21 protein-coding genes and 1 tRNA gene are annotated in these 16368 nt (G+C 53.0%); 10 read left to right on the top strand and 12 right to left on the bottom strand.

What is annotated here, in order from left to right:
- The 3 genes from ABF287_RS04705 to ABF287_RS04695 form a co-directional block, all read left to right on the top strand.
- Positions 1-219 (top strand): DUF692 family multinuclear iron-containing protein (locus tag ABF287_RS04705; protein ID WP_347183859.1); only part of this gene is annotated, 219 nt, incomplete at its 5' end.
- Positions 216-956, top strand: a complete 741-nt coding sequence (locus ABF287_RS04700) for a DNA-binding domain-containing protein (protein ID WP_347183858.1) — start codon at positions 216-218, stop codon at positions 954-956. The genes ABF287_RS04705 and ABF287_RS04700, both read left to right, overlap by 4 nt.
- The gene (locus ABF287_RS04695) at positions 949-1473 is read left to right on the top strand and encodes a DoxX family protein (RefSeq protein WP_347183857.1); all 525 of its coding nucleotides are present in this window, start codon (positions 949-951) and stop codon (positions 1471-1473) included. Before ABF287_RS04700 ends, ABF287_RS04695 begins: the two co-directional genes overlap by 8 nt.
- On the opposite strand, the gene ABF287_RS04690 is transcribed toward ABF287_RS04695, so the two are convergent.
- A complete protein-coding gene (locus ABF287_RS04690) occupies positions 1470-1784 on the bottom strand; it encodes an ArsC/Spx/MgsR family protein (protein ID WP_347183856.1) in 315 nt (104 codons plus the stop codon). The genes ABF287_RS04695 and ABF287_RS04690 overlap by 4 nt on opposite strands.
- 271 nt (positions 1785-2055) lie before the next feature.
- On the opposite strand from ABF287_RS04690, the gene ABF287_RS04685 reads away from it, so the two are divergent.
- A complete protein-coding gene (locus ABF287_RS04685; protein WP_347183855.1) occupies positions 2056-2262 on the top strand; it encodes a cold-shock protein in 207 nt (68 codons plus the stop codon).
- 77 nt (positions 2263-2339) lie between these two features.
- On the top strand, positions 2340-2978 hold the full coding sequence (locus ABF287_RS04680; RefSeq protein WP_347183854.1) for a GDSL-type esterase/lipase family protein: 639 nt from the start codon (positions 2340-2342) through the stop codon (positions 2976-2978).
- Positions 2979-3020: 42 nt separating this feature from the next.
- Here the strand turns inward: ABF287_RS04680 and ABF287_RS04675 are convergent, their stop codons facing one another.
- The 3 genes from ABF287_RS04675 to ABF287_RS04665 all read right to left on the bottom strand — a co-directional run bounded on the left by ABF287_RS04675 (position 3021) and on the right by ABF287_RS04665 (position 4830).
- Positions 3021-3419, bottom strand: coding sequence for a DUF2177 family protein (locus tag ABF287_RS04675; RefSeq protein WP_347183853.1), 399 nt, complete (start codon positions 3417-3419; stop codon positions 3021-3023).
- 85 nt (positions 3420-3504) lie between these two features.
- Positions 3505-3984: a dihydrofolate reductase gene (locus ABF287_RS04670; RefSeq protein ID WP_347183852.1), complete on the bottom strand. Its 480-nt coding sequence runs from the start codon at positions 3982-3984 to the stop codon at positions 3505-3507.
- A 12-nt stretch (positions 3985-3996) separates the two neighbouring features.
- Positions 3997-4830, bottom strand: coding sequence for a thymidylate synthase (locus ABF287_RS04665; protein ID WP_347183851.1), 834 nt, complete (start codon positions 4828-4830; stop codon positions 3997-3999).
- Positions 4831-4965: 135 nt separating this feature from the next.
- On the opposite strand from ABF287_RS04665, the gene ABF287_RS04660 reads away from it, so the two are divergent.
- A complete protein-coding gene (locus tag ABF287_RS04660) occupies positions 4966-5388 on the top strand; it encodes a VOC family protein (RefSeq protein WP_347183850.1) in 423 nt (140 codons plus the stop codon).
- A 126-nt stretch (positions 5389-5514) separates the two neighbouring features.
- Here the strand turns inward: ABF287_RS04660 and ABF287_RS04655 are convergent, their stop codons facing one another.
- Both ABF287_RS04655 and ABF287_RS04650 read right to left on the bottom strand, forming a co-directional pair.
- Positions 5515-6012, bottom strand: a complete 498-nt coding sequence (locus ABF287_RS04655; protein WP_347183849.1) for a winged helix DNA-binding protein — start codon at positions 6010-6012, stop codon at positions 5515-5517.
- Positions 6013-6180: 168 nt separating this feature from the next.
- Positions 6181-6474 (bottom strand): succinate dehydrogenase assembly factor 2, encoded by a 294-nt coding sequence (locus ABF287_RS04650; protein ID WP_347183848.1) that lies wholly within the window; start codon positions 6472-6474, stop codon positions 6181-6183.
- A 119-nt stretch (positions 6475-6593) separates the two neighbouring features.
- Between ABF287_RS04650 and ABF287_RS04645 the strand changes: the two genes are divergently transcribed.
- Both ABF287_RS04645 and ABF287_RS04640 read left to right on the top strand, forming a co-directional pair.
- Entirely contained in the window at positions 6594-7796 is a 1203-nt protein-coding gene (locus tag ABF287_RS04645) for a pyridoxal phosphate-dependent aminotransferase (RefSeq protein ID WP_347183847.1), read from the top strand.
- A gap of 85 nt (positions 7797-7881) precedes the next feature.
- On the top strand, positions 7882-8301 hold the full coding sequence (locus tag ABF287_RS04640) for a hypothetical protein (RefSeq protein WP_347183846.1): 420 nt from the start codon (positions 7882-7884) through the stop codon (positions 8299-8301).
- A 12-nt stretch (positions 8302-8313) separates the two neighbouring features.
- Here the strand turns inward: ABF287_RS04640 and ABF287_RS04635 are convergent, their stop codons facing one another.
- The 4 genes from ABF287_RS04635 to ABF287_RS04620 all read right to left on the bottom strand — a co-directional run bounded on the left by ABF287_RS04635 (position 8314) and on the right by ABF287_RS04620 (position 12366).
- Positions 8314-9699: an MATE family efflux transporter gene (locus tag ABF287_RS04635; RefSeq protein ID WP_347183845.1), complete on the bottom strand. Its 1386-nt coding sequence runs from the start codon at positions 9697-9699 to the stop codon at positions 8314-8316.
- A gap of 137 nt (positions 9700-9836) precedes the next feature.
- Positions 9837-10721 (bottom strand): NAD(P)-dependent oxidoreductase, encoded by an 885-nt coding sequence (locus ABF287_RS04630; RefSeq protein ID WP_347183844.1) that lies wholly within the window; start codon positions 10719-10721, stop codon positions 9837-9839.
- A 38-nt stretch (positions 10722-10759) separates the two neighbouring features.
- Positions 10760-11311 carry a lipocalin gene (locus tag ABF287_RS04625; protein ID WP_347183843.1) on the bottom strand — a complete coding sequence of 184 codons (552 nt, stop codon included), beginning with the start codon at positions 11309-11311 and terminating at the stop codon, positions 10760-10762.
- Between the two features lie 14 nt (positions 11312-11325).
- Positions 11326-12366: an aldo/keto reductase gene (locus tag ABF287_RS04620; protein WP_347183842.1), complete on the bottom strand. Its 1041-nt coding sequence runs from the start codon at positions 12364-12366 to the stop codon at positions 11326-11328.
- A gap of 218 nt (positions 12367-12584) precedes the next feature.
- Here ABF287_RS04620 and metG point away from each other — a divergent pair, with 218 nt between their 5' ends.
- A complete protein-coding gene (gene metG / locus ABF287_RS04615) occupies positions 12585-14330 on the top strand; it encodes a methionine--tRNA ligase (RefSeq protein WP_347183841.1) in 1746 nt (581 codons plus the stop codon).
- A 92-nt stretch (positions 14331-14422) separates the two neighbouring features.
- On the opposite strand, the gene ABF287_RS04610 is transcribed toward metG, so the two are convergent.
- Both ABF287_RS04610 and ABF287_RS04605 read right to left on the bottom strand, forming a co-directional pair.
- Complete coding sequence (locus tag ABF287_RS04610) at positions 14423-15187, bottom strand: 3-oxoacyl-ACP reductase family protein (RefSeq protein WP_347183840.1); 765 nt, start codon at positions 15185-15187, stop codon at positions 14423-14425.
- 108 nt (positions 15188-15295) lie between these two features.
- Positions 15296-15381: transfer RNA gene (locus ABF287_RS04605), tRNA-Leu, on the bottom strand.
- Positions 15382-15551: 170 nt separating this feature from the next.
- Between ABF287_RS04605 and ABF287_RS04600 the strand changes: the two genes are divergently transcribed.
- Positions 15552-16295, top strand: a complete 744-nt coding sequence (locus ABF287_RS04600) for a rhomboid family intramembrane serine protease (RefSeq protein WP_347183839.1) — start codon at positions 15552-15554, stop codon at positions 16293-16295.
- Positions 16296-16368 lie beyond the last annotated feature (73 nt).

Below are 16368 nucleotides of genomic sequence, written 5' to 3'. Positions count from 1 at the left end.
GGGCACGACGAAGACGAAGATGACCACGGTGCGCCTTTGTTGATTGACAGTCATGGCCGCGAAGTCGCCGACCCTGTTTGGGCGCTGTATGCCTATACGATTGCACGCAGTGGCGCGAAACCAACCTTGATTGAGTGGGACACAGACGTGCCAGAATGGTCGGTTCTGGCCGAAGATTGCAAACGCGCTGCCGACGTTCTGACACCGGTGCCAGCATGACCAATACTGTATCACAATCCGACTTCATCACCGCCGCGATGAATCCTGACCAACCAGCCCCAAACGGCATTGTTGGCCCAGACGGTGCGCCCGCGCCCAAGCGGTTTTCCGTCTACAGAAACAACATTATTGTCAGCTTGAAAGACGCAATGTCGGACGGATTTCCTGCGGTGAAGTCCTTGGTTGGCGACGCCTTTTTCGCGGCGATGACCGATGTTTTCATTCGCAAAAATCCACCGCAATCACCGATTTTGGCCACCTATGGCGACAGTTTCGCAGCCTTCATCCAAGACTTTCCCCCCGCCGCCAGCCTGCCCTATCTCAGCGACGTGGCAGCACTCGAATACGCATTGCGCCGCGCTTATCATGCCGCCGACGCACAACCTGTTTCTGCGCAAGAGCTTGAAAACCCGAACGTGTTTTCTGCCAAGATCACCTTTGCCCCTGCGGTTGCCATGCTGACATCAGCCTTTCCTGTCTCGGATATTCGCACCGCGGCCATTGGTGGGCCAAAACCAACAAGTACTGCGCAAGATGTTCTTATTACACGCCCCGATCTTGACCCGATCGCGACGGCTTTTCCCAGCGGAACCTCCGCTATCTTCATTGCGCTGCAAAATGGCATCCCCCTTGGCGAGGCTGTTCAAGCGGCCCCCGAAACGCTCGACCTCACGGCATTCATAGGCGCATTGGTGTCTGGAAACGCCATAACTAAACTGGAGTACGACAATGTTTGACCGCCTAGATCGCGTAAACCAATTCACTGCAACGCATTTGCCTTTGTTGGCGCGGTTTGTCTTTGCGGCAGTCCTTGCACGCTATTTTTGGGCCTCCGCTTTGACGAAGTTGGACGGCGTGTTCACACCCTCACTGGGCGCATATGCGCAGATCTTTCCGCGCCAACTTGAAGCGGCAGGCTATGATGTGTCTGGATTTGGCGCCTTTCATTGGCTGGTCATTATGGCAGGCACCTATGCGGAATTCGTGTTGCCCTTCGTTCTGATCATCGGATTTGCCACCCGCCCAGCTGCCTTGGCCATGGTCGGGTTTATAGTTGTGCAAAGCCTCACGGACATTGTCGGACACAAGGCTGATCCGGCCACGATCGGCATGTGGTTTGATCGCGCCTCTGATGCTTTGATCCTTGATCAACGCGCTTACTGGATGCTTGGTTTGCTCACCCTGATCGGATTGGGCGCAGGTCCCGTCTCAGTCGATGCGCTGATCAAAAAGCGTCTGTCTGGCGGCAGCTAGCGCACAAGGGCAGTTTGCACGTCCTTGCCCCAGCCAAGGTAAAGTTCCCCATCCACCTCGATCACTGGCCGTTTCATCAACGTTGGATGAGCGGCCAAAAGATCAAGCGGATCACGGCTGCGTTCAGCCTCATCCAAGCCACGCCACGTCGTGGACCGCGTGTTCACCAGCGCAGCACCAAAACGCGTGTGAAACCGCTCCAATTCGGCCCGTCCCAACGGGGTCGCACGCACATCAATTAGGTCACAGCCAAGTGCTTTCACCGCTGTGCGACAGGTATCGCATGTCTTGATGCCGTATAATTTGGTCATTGTTGATCCTTTGAAATCCGTCGTCCGTGCTGGTTTGGAGACACAATATCGCAGTAATTTGCCAATAAGCAGCACAATAATGCAGCCTTTACACAAAAAATGACCGTTGTCATAATCTTGTGGCTTGCCTTTATCATGACTTGAGGCAGACTTTACGTGTGACTGCTACCTTCTGGAATTTTCGCTCCTTTCGGAGCAGCTCCCTGATGAGAAGACTTGGCTGCACCGAACGCCCGCACGTTGCGGCATTGTTTTTGAAAGGAGACATCTCATGCCTACAGGCACAGTTAAATGGTTCAACACCACCAAAGGATTTGGCTTTATTGCCCCAGATGAAGGCGGCAAAGACGTCTTCGTTCACATTTCAGCCGTGGAGCGCGCAGGTCTGACGGGCCTCGCCGACAACCAAAAAATCGCCTACGAATTGCGCGAAGGTCGTGATGGCCGCGAATCTGCAAGTGAATTGCAAGCGCTCTAAGGCCCAAACTAAGACTTGAATTTACGCGGCTCCCAACGCATGTAGGGGGCCGTTTCTTTTTGCGCCGAGGAGTGCCCATGCCTACGATTTTATGTTTCGGAGACAGCAACACACACGGCGTTGCGCCCCTCACAGATATCGACAACACAGCCCCCCGCATCGCGCGCAGGTGGCCTGTCGTTATGGCAAACGCCCTCGGCTGGGATCTTGTCGAAGAAGGCCTACCCGGTCGGACATTTCAATTTCCATGTCCAGTCATGGGGCCACATATGGACGGCCGAATTGGCTTGTTCATGGCGCTGGAAAGTCACGGGCCGATTGATGCCATCGCAATCATGCTAGGCACCAATGATCAAAAAGCGCATTTCGAGGCCACGCCCGACGAAATCCTTGCGGGTGCCGCATTCTTTCTCGATGTGTGCTTGTCAGATGAAATGCAAACACGCCATGGCGGGTTCGAACCCATCTTGATCGCGCCTCCTCAACCTGTAGAGCGTGGCCCCTTGGCCGAAGAATTCGCGGGCGCGAATGACAAAGGGCAAGCCGTCACAGACGGGCTGCGCGCCTTGGCCGAAGCGCGTGATGTCACATTTTTTGATGCAGGATCTGATATTGAAACGGCTCAGATTGACGGTATTCACTTTGACGAGGCGTCACACGAGGTCTTGGGCAACGCTCTGGCGCAGTTCATTATTTCAGAAACCGCGCCAGAATAGTATGACAAAATTGAGGTAATGAGCCGTCGGCTCAATCGCCAGTTACGTAATAGCGCGGGTGATCCACACGCCAGCTGCCGCAGATGTCCCTGTCAGCACAGCACCCCAGATTACATCAACCGTGACCATCGTCGAATCCCAGCGCGCCAAAGTTGCGTAATTTGTAAATTCGTATGTGCCATAGGCCATCAGACCAAGCACCGCGCCTTTCGCAAAGACACTGGCGACGGATCCCGCTTGAATCGACGGCCAAGACACAAAGAACAACATCCCACCAATGTAGGCGAGGTAAAACATAGCAGCCGGTCCGACTCTAAAGTCGTCGAGCAACCAGTCGCCAAGCCGTGCTTCAAAAAGCGGTCTCATCACCGTTTTTAGAAACACCGCATCGATGCCGAGAAAGACCACGGCTGTGGATATGTAAAGAATGATAAGCTGCATGACGCCTCCTGTTAAAATGGATACGCGCAGCGATGCGTTTTGGATCACGTTTTCGCAAATAAACTTACGCTTTTTTTCCGCGGTATCAGCGTTTTCGGACCAGTTCGACCAGTTCACATTTTGGATCAGTCGCGCGATGGACGCAGCGCCCGATTTCCACCCATTCTGCCGGATCAAATTCTGGGAAAAAGGTTTCTGCACCTTCCACTTCCAAATCGACTTCAGTGATCAAAAGACGGTCGGCCATCGGCAGCATGGCGTTATAAATACCAAATCCACCCATGCCATACACACGGGCGTAAATGCTTTCCTTCGCAAAGGCCATCGCATCCTCAAGCGTGGCAAACACGTGTTCATGTTCGACACCTTGACTGGAAACAACGAGATTCAATCTGTTTTTCAGCGGCTTAAACGGGAGGCTGTCCCAAGTGTTGCGCCCCATAATGCAAGCGCCGCCCATGGTTTCGCGCTTGAAAAACGCAAGGTCTTCGGGCGCGTACCACGGGATTTCGTTGTCTTTGCCAATCGCCCCATTGCGGTCGCGCGCAACAATTAAAGTAATCATATTTCGCGTCCTTTAAACAGCAACAGGTGCTTTGATCATCGGGTCAGGATCATAGTTGAGAACTTCAAAGTCATCGTATTTAAAATCAAACAATGACTTCACATCTGGGTTGAGGCGCATCTGCGGCAAGGCTTTCGGCGTGCGCGACAGTTGCAAATCAACCTGCTCGAGGTGGTTCGAATAAATATGCGCATCACCGATTGAGTGCACGAAATCGCCAGGCTCATAGCCGGTGACCTGCGCCAGCATCAACAAGAGCATCGAATAGGACGCGATATTGAACGGCACGCCGAGGAACATATCGGCAGAGCGTTGATACAGCTGCAAATGCAGTTTTCCGCCAAGAATTTTAACCTGCCAAAGCGTGTGGCAGGGCGGCAGCGCCATGTTTGGCACATCGGCTGGGTTCCATGCAGACACCATCAAACGACGGCTGTCGGGGGAAGTTTTGATCATATCGAGCAGATTTTGGATTTGATCGACAGAGTTCGCGATAAACAACGGTTCGCCGTTGCGTGTCTCATTGGTTTTTTCAAGCGCAGGGAAACGCCGCCATTGATGCCCGTAAACAGGGCCCAAATCGCCGTTTTCATCCGCCCATTCGTCCCAAATCGAAACGCCGTTGTCTTTGAGGTATTTGATATTGGTATCACCCGCCAAGAACCACAAAAGTTCGTGCATGATTGACCGCAGGTGCAGTTTTTTAGTGGTCACAAGTGGAAATCCATCGGCCATGGAATAGCGCGCCTGCATGCCGAAATAGGAAATCGTTCCGGTGCCCGTGCGATCGGTGGTGTGCTCGCCGTGTTCCAAAATGGTTTTCAATTGGTCGTGATACTGCTGCACCTGTCGCTCCCCTTGTGATGGTGAGATATTTGTAGGGGCAATCTCACAAAGTGCAAAGGGGGTGAGAGCGGTTTGCGGCTAGAAATTCCGAAAGCGTGCGTTAGGGTCGTATCAAACCGAATAAGGGAGAGACCAATGAAATATCTACACACAATGGTGCGCGTGAAGGATTTGGAAAAATCCATCGCATTTTTCGAGCTGCTGGGACTGAAAGAAACACGCCGCAAAGACAGTGAAGGCGGGCGTTTCACACTGGTTTTCATGGCGGCAGAAGGCCAAGAAGAATGCCCTGTTGAATTGACCTACAATTGGGATGGCGACGACGGGCTGCCATCAGATGGGCGTCATTTTGGCCATTTGGCCTACAGCTGCGAGAATATTTACGATCTTTGCCAAAAGCTTATGGACAATGGAATCACGATCAACCGTCCGCCACGCGACGGGCATATGGCCTTTGTGCGCTCACCTGACAATATTTCGATTGAGTTGCTGCAAGAAGGCGAAAGTCTTGCGCCAGCGGAACCATGGGCGTCGATGGGAAACACCGGCCACTGGTAAACTGCGGATTTAGACATAAAAAATAGCGCTCTCGCTTTTTTGCGGGGCGCTTTTGCGGCTAGGTTCGAATTTTGGGGTCTTGTTGGAATTGCGACGGAATGGACGTTCTGTCCAAAATCGCGTCGTTTAGTAGATGTAACGGATTTGATCCGTCCAGTATCGCTCCACGCGGCGCAGTGATGTGTTGATCTCATCAATGCCCATCGGTGTCAAAACGGCCTTTTTCTCTAACCCTTTTGCGTGACGTTCGAAAAGATCTGCAACTGCGTCAGAGACTTGTTTGCCCTTGTCCGTAAGCTTCACACGCACCGATCGTCGATCGACTTCGCACCTTTGGTGATGCATATAGCCCATGTCGACCAGTTTCTTGAGGTTATAGCTGACGTTCGAGCCTTGATAAAAACCGCGCGACTTGAGTTCGCCTGCGGTCACTTCGTTTTCGCCCACATTGAACAAAAGAAGCGCTTGAACGGCATTAATGTCGAGAACGCCGACTCGTTCGAATTCATCTTTGATCACATCAAGAAGAAGCCGGTGAAGCCGTTCGACCAAAGACAGCGCCTCAAGATATTGGCCCATATAGGTGGTTTCATTAGGGTTTGGTATTGGTGAATGCATGCCCATTAATTGCTCCGCTTATTGGTGAATAGGCGTTCAATTTGACCATAATTTCCAAAAATTCAGTTAAACCTGTTCGTATTTTGCCCTGCCCTAAAAAGAACGACAACAGCACGCAATACGGCCATATTCATTAACAAATTCATGCATTTATTAACCACGTTCTGGGGTTTATCACCCGCCGTGTGCAACGCCCTTTTTGTCCGCGAAAGCAAGCAACAGATCTAAGGTCGGTTTCAACTCAGCAGGGACTTCGTGTTGGCCCGTGGCCCAAGCCAAAAGATCTTGGTCGTGTTCAGACATCAACATCTCGAAATCGTCCAACTCTTGCGGTGTCATGGTCTGCAAATGTGCGTCCGCATAACCGCCGATCAATAGATCCATTTCTTTGATCCCGCGACGCCAAGCGCGAATTTTAAGGCGTTTGAGGCGGTGTTCGTGAGTCTCTGTGGCGGCAGCTTTTGACATGTGGATCTCCATTTTGACCAGTTTTTGCACTTTGCCCTGCAAATGTGCAAGCGATGTCTTGGCGCTGGGGCCATGCGCGTCTATCTAGGGGTGGAAATTTAATGCAAAAAGGGATTCCTATGCCATTTCTCTCTGACACTCTCGCCCGCGTCAAACCTTCTCCGACTATCGCGGTGACGACGAAGGCACAGGAATTGAAAGCTGCAGGACTTGATGTGATCGGTTTGGGCGCAGGTGAGCCTGATTTTGATACGCCCGACAATATCAAAGACGCAGCCAAGCGCGCGATTGATGCGGGTAAAACCAAATACACCGCCGTTGATGGCATCATTGAACTCAAGCAAGCCATTTGCGCAAAACTGAAACGCGACAATGGGTTGGACTATGAACCCAAGCAAGTTTCTGTGTCTTCTGGCGGCAAACAAGTGCTGTACAATGCCTTGATCGCGACCTGTAACCCAGGCGACGAAGTGATCATTCCCGCCCCCTACTGGGTGTCTTACCCTGACATGGTGTTGCTCGCGGGCGGCACGCCTGTTGCGGTTGAAGGCACACTTGCGAACAACTTCAAAATCACAGCTGAACAGTTGGAAGCGGCGATCACACCCAAAACCAAATGGTTGATTTTCAATTCGCCCTCAAACCCAACGGGTGCTGGCTATAGCCACGACGAATTGAAAGCGCTGACAGATGTCTTGCTGCGCCACCCGCATGTTTGGGTGATGACAGACGATATGTACGAACACCTTGCGTTTGACGGATTCGAATTTTGCACCCCAGCGCAGGTCGAGCCGCAACTGTACGATCGCACGCTGACCATCAATGGTGTTTCCAAAGCCTATGCCATGACAGGCTGGCGCATTGGCTATGCCGCAGGTCCGGTCGAATTGATCGGCGCCATGCGCAAGGTTCAATCACAATCCACGTCAAACCCTTGTTCGGTTTCTCAATATGCCGCCGTTGAAGCGCTGAACGGCCCGCAAGACTACTTGGAAACCAACAACGAAGTCTTCGTACGTCGACGCAATTTGGTGGTCGGCATGTTGAACGAGATCGACGGCGTGACCTGCCCGACACCTGAGGGCGCATTTTACGTCTACCCAGACATTTCAGGCTGCATCGGCAAAACCTCAAAAGCGGGCACGCTCATCACCAATGACGAGGTCTTCGCAACAGCGTTGTTGGAAGAAACCGGCGTGGCCGTGGTCTTTGGCGCAGCCTTTGGCCTCAGCCCCAATTTCCGCGTTTCCTACGCAACATCTGACGAAGCGCTGAAAGAAGCCTGCACACGCATTCAAACATTTTGCGCGTCTCTGACTTAAAATCCACGGTCTGAACTTTGACGCCATCACAGCTTAAAGTTCAGATCCACGATTTTCCAAATCGACCCCAAAAAAGGGAACCCACATGAACTCGTCACTTCCAGAGTACTTTTTTCGAGTGCGTGAAAATGGTGCCACGGTTTTCTTGGTTGAAACAGATAACCCACAGCGGCGCATTGAAATGACGCAGATCGCGGTTTTGAACATCAAAAACGGTGAAATCAAACCGCATGGCGGGCGTGTCCTTTCAAACGAAGATCGTGAAGAAATCGAAGCTTGGATGGCAAAGCGCAAGGTACAATTGGGCCACCGCGATCTAGACGACCTGCATCGCGCGGTTGAGAATCTCAACCTCACAGCTCAGTGGGCCCAATCGCGAGCGACACCGGAACAGCTTGAAGACATCACTGATGAATTGCTGCTGGCAATGCATGACCTGCGGTCCGTTCTGGTGCGCAAAAAAGCGGACCGGATGAGTAACACGCTTCGCGCCGCTAAGACCTAAGTCCAATCAATTTCAGGTCCCCGCGTTGATGCGGGACTTGAAGGCCCAAAAGCGTATCCCCATCAACACCCACGCCATGCTCAAACCGACCAAAAGCCCCACCCAAACACCGGCGGCGCCCCAATTCACAACAAAGCCAAAGACATAAGCGACGGGCAGACCAACGGCCCAATACGAAAACGTCGCTTGCCACATTGGAACGGCCGTGTCTTGCAACCCGCGCAACAGCGACAGGGCAATAACCTGTCCACCGTCAGAGAATTGGAACAAGGCAGAAAACACCAAGAGCAACGCGCCGATTTGCAACACTTCAAGCCGCGCAGGTTCATCTGGTGCGATAAACAGGCCAATCAAAGGCTCGGCAAAGCTCAAGTAAACGGCGCAGGTGATCGCTGCCATGCACATTGACATGACCGACACCACCAACGCACCACGGCGCAAATCGGCTTCGTTGCCACGCCCAAACGCGTTGCCAGCCCGAATGGTAGCAACCTGTGCCAAGCCGAGTTGCATCATAAAGGCGATGGCAGAAAGCTGCAGCGCAATGCCATGTGCAGCCAAGGTGGTGGTGCTGATCCAGCCCATCATAATGGCCGCAACGTTGAACAGGCTGACTTCGGCCAAGGACGTCAATCCAATCGGCAGACCCATTTTGAACACAGTGCCAAAAACATCCCAATCGGGTTTGAACATGTTGCGAAACAATTCGTTCTCCGGCGTGGCGATCTGCGCATAAATGATCAAACCGACCATCATCAGCGTGCTCACAATCAAAGACGCCAAAGCAGCACCAGCAATGCCCATTTCAGGCATGCCAAAGTTTCCGAAAATAAACAGATAGTTGAGCCCTGCATTGACCACCACAGCACCGAGCACAGCCAACAGGACGACGCGGGTGCGCTCCAACGCGGAAAAATATGAGCGAAACACCTGTACGATCAAGGCGGGGATCATTTCAAACCCCGTGATCATCAAGTATGGCTGCGCAAGTGCTGCGATGTGCGGCTCTTGCCCGAGTGCAATCAGCGCCGCCTCAGAAAACAAGAAGATCGGATAGACCAACACCGCAACGATCACCGAAATCCACATCGCCATACGCGTCGAACGGCGCACCAGTGTGGTGTTCTGCGCCCCCAAGGCATTGGCGACGATCGGCATGACGGCAAAGGCAAAGCCACCGAGCAAAATGAAGGTCACAAACCAGTATCCAGACGCAAGCACCAGCGCCGCCAGCTCATCAAGGCCATACCAGCCCATCATGATCACATCCGTCATATGCACGGCAAACTGCGCCAACTGACTGCCAGCAAGTGGCAAGCCAAGCGTCAAGACAGCGCGCACATGCGTGCCATAGCTGCGTTGTGAAAGATCTGGGGTCTGAGAATCAATATGTGTCATAGACAGCCTATACGGTCAAAAACTTAGACCGCCCAGTCAAAAATATGCACGATGCCACGACAATTTGGCATGTGGGTCATCACATTCTGTGACGCAAACACGTCAAAGCCTACACCACGGGCAGCGCTGGCTGCCTTTTAAATTTCAGTGCGCCAATTGTGCACGGGCTCAAAGCCAAGCAAATCTTTGGCCTTTTTGATCGAGAAAAACGTCTCATCCACGTCCATATCACGAGCCTGCGGCACGCCTTGATAATAGCGTTTGATGATCTCGCTGGTGGTCATATCAACGGAATGGCCTTCGTTTGCGGCATTAAAAATTTGAAAGCCCAGCCCATCTTTGTGCAACATCAAATCGACCATTTGCCCCAAATCGCGCGCATCAATGTAGGCAAAGAAATTGCGCCGCCGCATATCCGGATTGGCGATATACGTGGGAAAGTCTTGGGCGTATTCATGCGGCTCGATCACGTTGTTGATGCGAATGCCGTAGATATCGAACCCCGAACGCTGATGAAACGACTTCGCCGTCACCTCGTTCACAACCTTAGACATCGCATAGCTGTCTTCGGGCACGACGGGGTGCTCTTCATCCAAAGGAATGTATTCAGGCTTGCGCTCACCATCGGCAAAACACACGCCATATGTGGTCTCGGACGAGGCGAAGATCACCTTTTTGATCCCCAGCTTCACAGCTGCTTCAAGCACGTTGTAAGTGCTCATGGTGTTGATGCGATAGGTCTCATTGTCAGGTTTGATCAAGATGCGCGGAATTGCGGCGAAATGCACGATAGCATCGAACTTTGGCACGCCTGTTCCGGGGTCCAATTCATCGAAATTTGCGTATGATGTCAGTGCGTTAAACACCTGCCCGCTGTCGGTGATGTCCACAGTCAGATTGTCGACACCCTCGCAGTCAAGCGGCACCAAATCGGCATTCACCACACGGTGGCCCTGCGCCAAAAGATAGGGCACCACATGTTTGCCCGCCTTGCCCGAACCACCTGTAAAAAGAACCCTCATACGAACCTCCCGTTTTATATGCGGCGCCTCAAAAGCGCCTATCGTCTGCGTGCGGGGCGAAGTGTTGCCACGTCAAAACCGTTCCACGTCAAAATATCACGCGCCGCGATGCGTTTGTCCGCCGCGATGCCCAATTCACGGCTGAGAATATGCGCCTTGCCCTGCGGCGTCGCGATCACAGCAACATCATAGGTTTGATCCACCCACAAAACCCAAAGCTCTTCACCTTCAAAGGCAAAGCGCCCCGGCCCAACCCGTTTGGCCACACCATTGCGCGGCGCACCATCGATGCAAGGCCCTTCTGAGAGGATCATATCACCATTTATCTGTTGACTAAACGTTACACCGCCCAGCACGCAGGACGCCCCGTCAGGCACGTAGGCCTCGACCTCGTTCCAGCGCCCCGAAAACTTGACCGGATCGAATCTGGCCAAAGATGACATCGGCACGTCCTGATCGCGTGGGCCGACGCCCTGCCCTGAAGGCGACGTATTTTGCAAACACCCCGCCAAGGTCAAGCTGATCAAACCCAGCGCGAGGCCACGCGCACAGCGCGCGCCCAAGCCGTTTCGGTACCATACAGCACTCACGCTGCGCATTGCCATTAAAACGGCAAAGCGTGCGCGCGATATGCCGCTGCGATGTCTTTCAAAACCTCGTCTGACAACTCAAGCGTTTCACCATCCAAAGATTTCTCAAGCTGCGCCACCGAGGTCGCCCCCACAATCGGCATCACTTCAAATGGACGCGTCATTGTCCACGCAATCGCCATCGATGTTGGGTCCAACCCATGCTTGGCTGCGATATCAACATAGGCTTGCGTCGCAGGCCAAACACTCGGCGTCACACGTCCGCCAAGGTCGCCGTTCATGCCCATGCGGCTTTTTGGATCGACTGTCGTGCCGCCATTGTACTTGCCGGTCAACAGACCGCAGCCCAGACAGGAATAAGCCAGAAGCGAGACCTTCTCATGCACAGCAAATTCGCCCAAATCCGTATCGTACAAACGGCACAGCAAAGAATACTCATTCTGAATGGTTTCCATACGCGGCCCGCCAGTTTCCTCAGCGATTCTAAGCCATTGCGCCATGCCCCATGCCGTTTCGTTCGACGTCCCAAAGGCGCGCACTTTGCCGGCTTTTTGCAACTCCGCCATCGTTTCATTCACGGCACGCATGTTGTCCAAAATCTCTTCCTTGGGCGGTTGCTGGGAAGGATCATAGCTCCAGTGCTGACGGAAGTGGTAAGACCCGCGGTTTGGCCAATGCAGCTGATACAGATCGACGTAATCCGTTTTCAAGCGCTTCAAAGAGGCTTCAAGACGTTCCACAAGCGTTTTAGGCGTGATCCCTTCGGTTCCCAACATGCCTGGTCCTGCGATTTTTGTCGCCAGCACCCAATCCTTGCGTTTGCCAGAACGCGCAAAATATTCACCGATAATCGCCTCAGTGTCCCCCGCAGTTTCCTTGCGGACAGGGTTCACAGGGTACATTTCGGCAGTGTCCATGAAATTGACACCGTCTTCCAGCGCCCGCTCAATCTGAGCGTGCCCTTCTTCCAATGTATTTTGCGTACCCCAAGTCATTGTTCCCAAACAAATTTCAGAAACTTCGATGTCGGTTTTTCCGAGTGTGCGATAGCGCATATACGCCTCCTGCTAAATCTTTTGATCTATTGTTGGCGCCATCCTATTGCGATGCTGGCAGAACTCAAGTGCGCCCGTGGCGCATGCCCCTTGTGCGCAAAAAGATCTTCACGCACCAATCCCCCAAAACGCGTTGTATGGATCAACAATCACACAACAAAAAGACAAGCCTCTGGCCCTTTTGCGCGTGGCACGTTAGGACAAGAAATCAATTTCACATGACCCACCGCAAGGGACACTTCATGGCACGTACGCTCATCACATCCGCCCTGCCGTACATCAACGGCATCAAGCACCTTGGAAACCTCGTTGGGTCACAATTGCCCGCCGATCTTTACGCCCGATACTGTCGTGCGCGTGGGGACGAAGTTCTGTTTTTGTGTGCCACAGATGAGCACGGCACACCTGCGGAAATTGCTGCGCAAAAAGCTGGCAAACCTGTCGATGAATTCTGCGCCGAACTCCATGACGCCCAAGCCGAAATCGCCAACGGCTTTCGTCTGTCATTCGATCACTACGGGCGGTCCTCGTCGGATCAAAACCGCAAGCTGACACAGCACTTCGCCAAACGTCTGTTTGAAGAAGGTCTGATCGAAGAAGTGTCTGAAACCCAAGTGTATTCTGAAACAGACGGGCGCTTTTTGCCAGATCGCTACATCGAAGGCACCTGCCCCAACTGTGACTACGATTCTGCGCGCGGCGACCAATGTGACAACTGCACCAAGCAGCTTAATCCAACCGATTTGATCAACCCACATTCCACCATTTCCGGCGCGACCGATTTGGAAGAACGCGCGACGAAACACCTGTACCTGCGCCAGTCCAAAATGCGCGACGCTTTGAACGCGTGGATCGACGAGAAAAAAGATTGGCCGATCCTTACCACATCCATTGCCAAGAAATGGCTCAACGATGGTGACGGCTTGCAAGACCGCGGCATCACTCGCGATCTCAAATGGGGTGTCCCCGTGCAAAAAGGCGACGCGCCTTGGGAGGGCATGGAGGGCAAAGTCTTCTATGTGTGGTTTGACGCGCCGATCGAATATATTGCGTGTGCCAATGAATGGACCGATGCCAATGGCTTGACGGATGCCGATTGGGAACGCTGGTGGCGCACCGATAAAGGTGCCGACGATGTGCGGTATGTGCAATTCATGGGTAAGGACAACGTGCCGTTTCACACCCTTTCGTTCCCCGTCACCATGCTGGGTTCGAACGAGCCTTGGAAAATGGTCGACTACATCAAGTCCTTTAACTACCTGAACTACGATGGCGGGCAATTCTCGACCTCTCGCGGACGCGGTGTGTTCATGGATCAGGCGCTGTCTATTCTGCCAGCTGACTACTGGCGCTGGTGGCTTTTGTCCCACGCACCAGAAAGTTCAGATTCCGAATTCACATGGGAAAACTTCCAGCAATCCGTGAACAAAGACCTGTCCGATGTGCTGGGGAACTTTGTCTCGCGCATCACCAAATTCTGCCGGTCCAAATTCTCAGAAGAAGTTCCATCAGGCGGCACATTTGGCCCAATCGAAGACGCTTTGATTGCGGATTTGACTGAAAAATTAGAAACTTACAACACGCACATGTCTGCGATGGACGTCCGCAAATCTGCGACAGCGCTGCGCAGCATTTGGGTCGCGGGCAACGAATACCTTCAAAACACAGCACCATGGGCGACGTTTAAAACCGATCCAGAACAAGCTGCCGCACAAGTGCGTATGGGGCTCAATCTGATTGGCTTGTACGCGCGCCTGTCCGCGCCGTTCATCCCTGACACAGCAGAAAAAATCAAAGCCGCGTTGAACATGTCAGACCTTGATCTGCCAACGGATATTGCGGCCACTTTGGATGAATTCAAAGAAGGGCATGCCTTCACCGTTCCAGAGAACTTGTTCGCAAAAATCGACGACGATCAGCGCGCCGAATGGCAAGAAAAGTTCGCGGGCAAACGCGAAGACTAGCCTGCTAAAATGCATGAAAAGTGCAAACAAAGACCCTCGCTCATGCGGGGGTCTTTTCGTTTATTGGTGCGCTAATTTCGCCCTGCCGTTGATCAGTATTCCTGCGGCCAAGGTGCCGACGAAAACACCCCACCGTCGACATACAGCGTTTGGCCTGTGACAAAACCAGCCGCGTCAGATGCCAAAAATACAACTGGACCGGCGATGTCTTGTGGCGTGCCAACGCGGCGCAAAGGTGTTAGCGCCGACCATTTCTCGGAATAGCCTTCGGTTTCGGTCGCCGTGCGCTCTGTGGCAATGGCACCTGGCGCGACGCAGTTGACGCGTATGCCATGGGGGCCAAGCTCCATCGCGGACGCTTTGGTGAACTGCTCAATGCCGCCTTTGGACGCCGTGTAGTCAGACAGGTTTGGAAACCCAAGCTTGTTGCACCCCGACCCAAGATTGATGATCGCGCCGTTTTTGCCCGCCGCAATCATATGTTTCGCCGCAGTCTGTGTGTTTAAGAAACACCCCCGCAAATTGGTGCGAATGACACGATCAAAATCGGCAACATCCAAATCCAACAGCGGCGACCACGTTTGAATACCCGCATTGTTGACCAACACATCTGGCGCGCCACCCATGGCGTTGTCGACATCAACATAAAGCTGTGCAACGTCGCCTTCGTCGCCCGCATCACTTTGAAAACCATAGGCATTTCGCCCAAGCTCTTCCACTTCAGCCAAAAGCGTGTCGACATGTAGGTTGGCCAAAATATAGGTGAACCCGACGTCATAGCCCTGCTCGGCAAACGCCAAAACCAAAGCGCGGCCAATACCGGCATCTCCACCTGTTACAAGTACGCGTCGTGTCATAACCCCTCCAATTTGGACCAACCATGAGCGGCCAAATTCAAACCGTCAAGCGCGACACGGCGCATTTCGGGTGATCGATTTGTGCGTTTAGGAATGTATTTGAGAAAATGGTGCGGGCGGGGGGACTCGAACCCCCACGGGCATACGCCCAACAGATTTTAAGTCTGGTGTGTCTACCATTCCACCACGCCCGCAACCATGTCGCACAACGGCCAATGCCAAAAACAAAAGCCATGTGCAGCGAGATGATGTTTATGCGTTTCAAAGCACGGAGCCAAGCGGTTTTCGTCCTAGTTCGGGCATTGACGCAAATCTGGCGAAGCTTTGTACTTGACCCCAAGCTTTGCTGCGCCAATGTGGTCGCATGTTTCCAATTCGCGATCACAACCCGTCTCGCCGCCCCGCCTATGTCACCTATTGCATCATGGCGCTGAACATCGCCGTGTTCTTGGCGATGTTGCCGTCTTACAGCAACAATCAGGCCCTCTACGATATCTATTCTCAGTGGGCCTTGGTGCCTGCGCGCGTATCGTCTGGCGACGGATCCTACACCTTTATTTCGTCAATGTTTATGCACGCTGGGTTCATGCATTTGGCGGGCAACATGTTGTTCCTTTGGATCTTTGGCGACAATCTTGAAGATGAAATGGGGCACGGAAAATATCTGGGGTTCTACCTTTTTTGTGGCGTTGCAGCAGGCGTGGCCCAATTCATGACAGGCACCACATCGCGCGTGCCAATGGTGGGCGCATCAGGGGCGATTGCCGGTGTTATGGGCGCTTACTTGCTGTTGTACCCCAAGGCAAAAATCGACATCTTGTTGATTTTTATAATATTTTTCAAAGTTTTTACCGTCCCTGCGTGGGTCATGCTTGGCATTTGGGCCGTGCTGCAACTGTTTGGCGGCATCTCGGCGACCGAAGCAGGTGGCGTCGCCTACATGGCGCATTTGGGAGGATTTGTGGCTGGGATCATTGTGGTGTATCCGCGTTGGCTGGCTTTGGGAGGGCGCGCCTATTGGGGCCGCACCTTTGGCCACCCCGACCATCCAGAAGCCGAATACAGATTTGTTAAAACATCCGTTCCGGTCGTGCGCCGCCGTAAGTAAAGCGACCGTGCAGGCGTCATTCCCCAAAAGGGATGTGCCGCGCTTGGAATGAGGCCAAAAAAAATGCGCGCTC

Source organism: Pacificibacter sp. (assembly GCF_039769035.1).
GTDB lineage: Bacteria > Pseudomonadota > Alphaproteobacteria > Rhodobacterales > Rhodobacteraceae > Celeribacter.
This window is presented reverse-complemented; position numbering and strand designations above follow the sequence as displayed.

Bases quoted from the DNA above. Each gene is read 5' to 3' on its own strand.
- ABF287_RS04635 (WP_347183845.1), bottom strand. From the start codon at position 9,699: ATGACACATATTGATTCTCAGACCCCAGATCTTTCACAACGCAGCTAT.
- ABF287_RS04640 (WP_347183846.1), top strand. From the start codon at position 7,882: ATGAACTCGTCACTTCCAGAGTACTTTTTTCGAGTGCGTGAAAATGGT.
- ABF287_RS04660 (WP_347183850.1), top strand. From the start codon at position 4,966: ATGAAATATCTACACACAATGGTGCGCGTGAAGGATTTGGAAAAATCC.
- ABF287_RS04650 (WP_347183848.1), bottom strand. From the start codon at position 6,474: ATGTCAAAAGCTGCCGCCACAGAGACTCACGAACACCGCCTCAAACGC.
- ABF287_RS04630 (WP_347183844.1), bottom strand. From the start codon at position 10,721: ATGAGGGTTCTTTTTACAGGTGGTTCGGGCAAGGCGGGCAAACATGTG.
- ABF287_RS04700 (WP_347183858.1), top strand. From the start codon at position 216: ATGACCAATACTGTATCACAATCCGACTTCATCACCGCCGCGATGAAT.
- ABF287_RS04685 (WP_347183855.1), top strand. From the start codon at position 2,056: ATGCCTACAGGCACAGTTAAATGGTTCAACACCACCAAAGGATTTGGC.
- ABF287_RS04610 (WP_347183840.1), bottom strand. From the start codon at position 15,187: ATGACACGACGCGTACTTGTAACAGGTGGAGATGCCGGTATTGGCCGC.
- ABF287_RS04695 (WP_347183857.1), top strand. From the start codon at position 949: ATGTTTGACCGCCTAGATCGCGTAAACCAATTCACTGCAACGCATTTG.
- ABF287_RS04675 (WP_347183853.1), bottom strand. From the start codon at position 3,419: ATGCAGCTTATCATTCTTTACATATCCACAGCCGTGGTCTTTCTCGGC.
- ABF287_RS04670 (WP_347183852.1), bottom strand. From the start codon at position 3,984: ATGATTACTTTAATTGTTGCGCGCGACCGCAATGGGGCGATTGGCAAA.
- ABF287_RS04600 (WP_347183839.1), top strand. From the start codon at position 15,552: ATGTTTCCAATTCGCGATCACAACCCGTCTCGCCGCCCCGCCTATGTC.
- ABF287_RS04645 (WP_347183847.1), top strand. From the start codon at position 6,594: ATGCCATTTCTCTCTGACACTCTCGCCCGCGTCAAACCTTCTCCGACT.
- ABF287_RS04680 (WP_347183854.1), top strand. From the start codon at position 2,340: ATGCCTACGATTTTATGTTTCGGAGACAGCAACACACACGGCGTTGCG.
- ABF287_RS04620 (WP_347183842.1), bottom strand. From the start codon at position 12,366: ATGCGCTATCGCACACTCGGAAAAACCGACATCGAAGTTTCTGAAATT.
- ABF287_RS04690 (WP_347183856.1), bottom strand. From the start codon at position 1,784: ATGACCAAATTATACGGCATCAAGACATGCGATACCTGTCGCACAGCG.
- ABF287_RS04655 (WP_347183849.1), bottom strand. From the start codon at position 6,012: ATGGGCATGCATTCACCAATACCAAACCCTAATGAAACCACCTATATG.
- metG (WP_347183841.1), top strand. From the start codon at position 12,585: ATGACCCACCGCAAGGGACACTTCATGGCACGTACGCTCATCACATCC.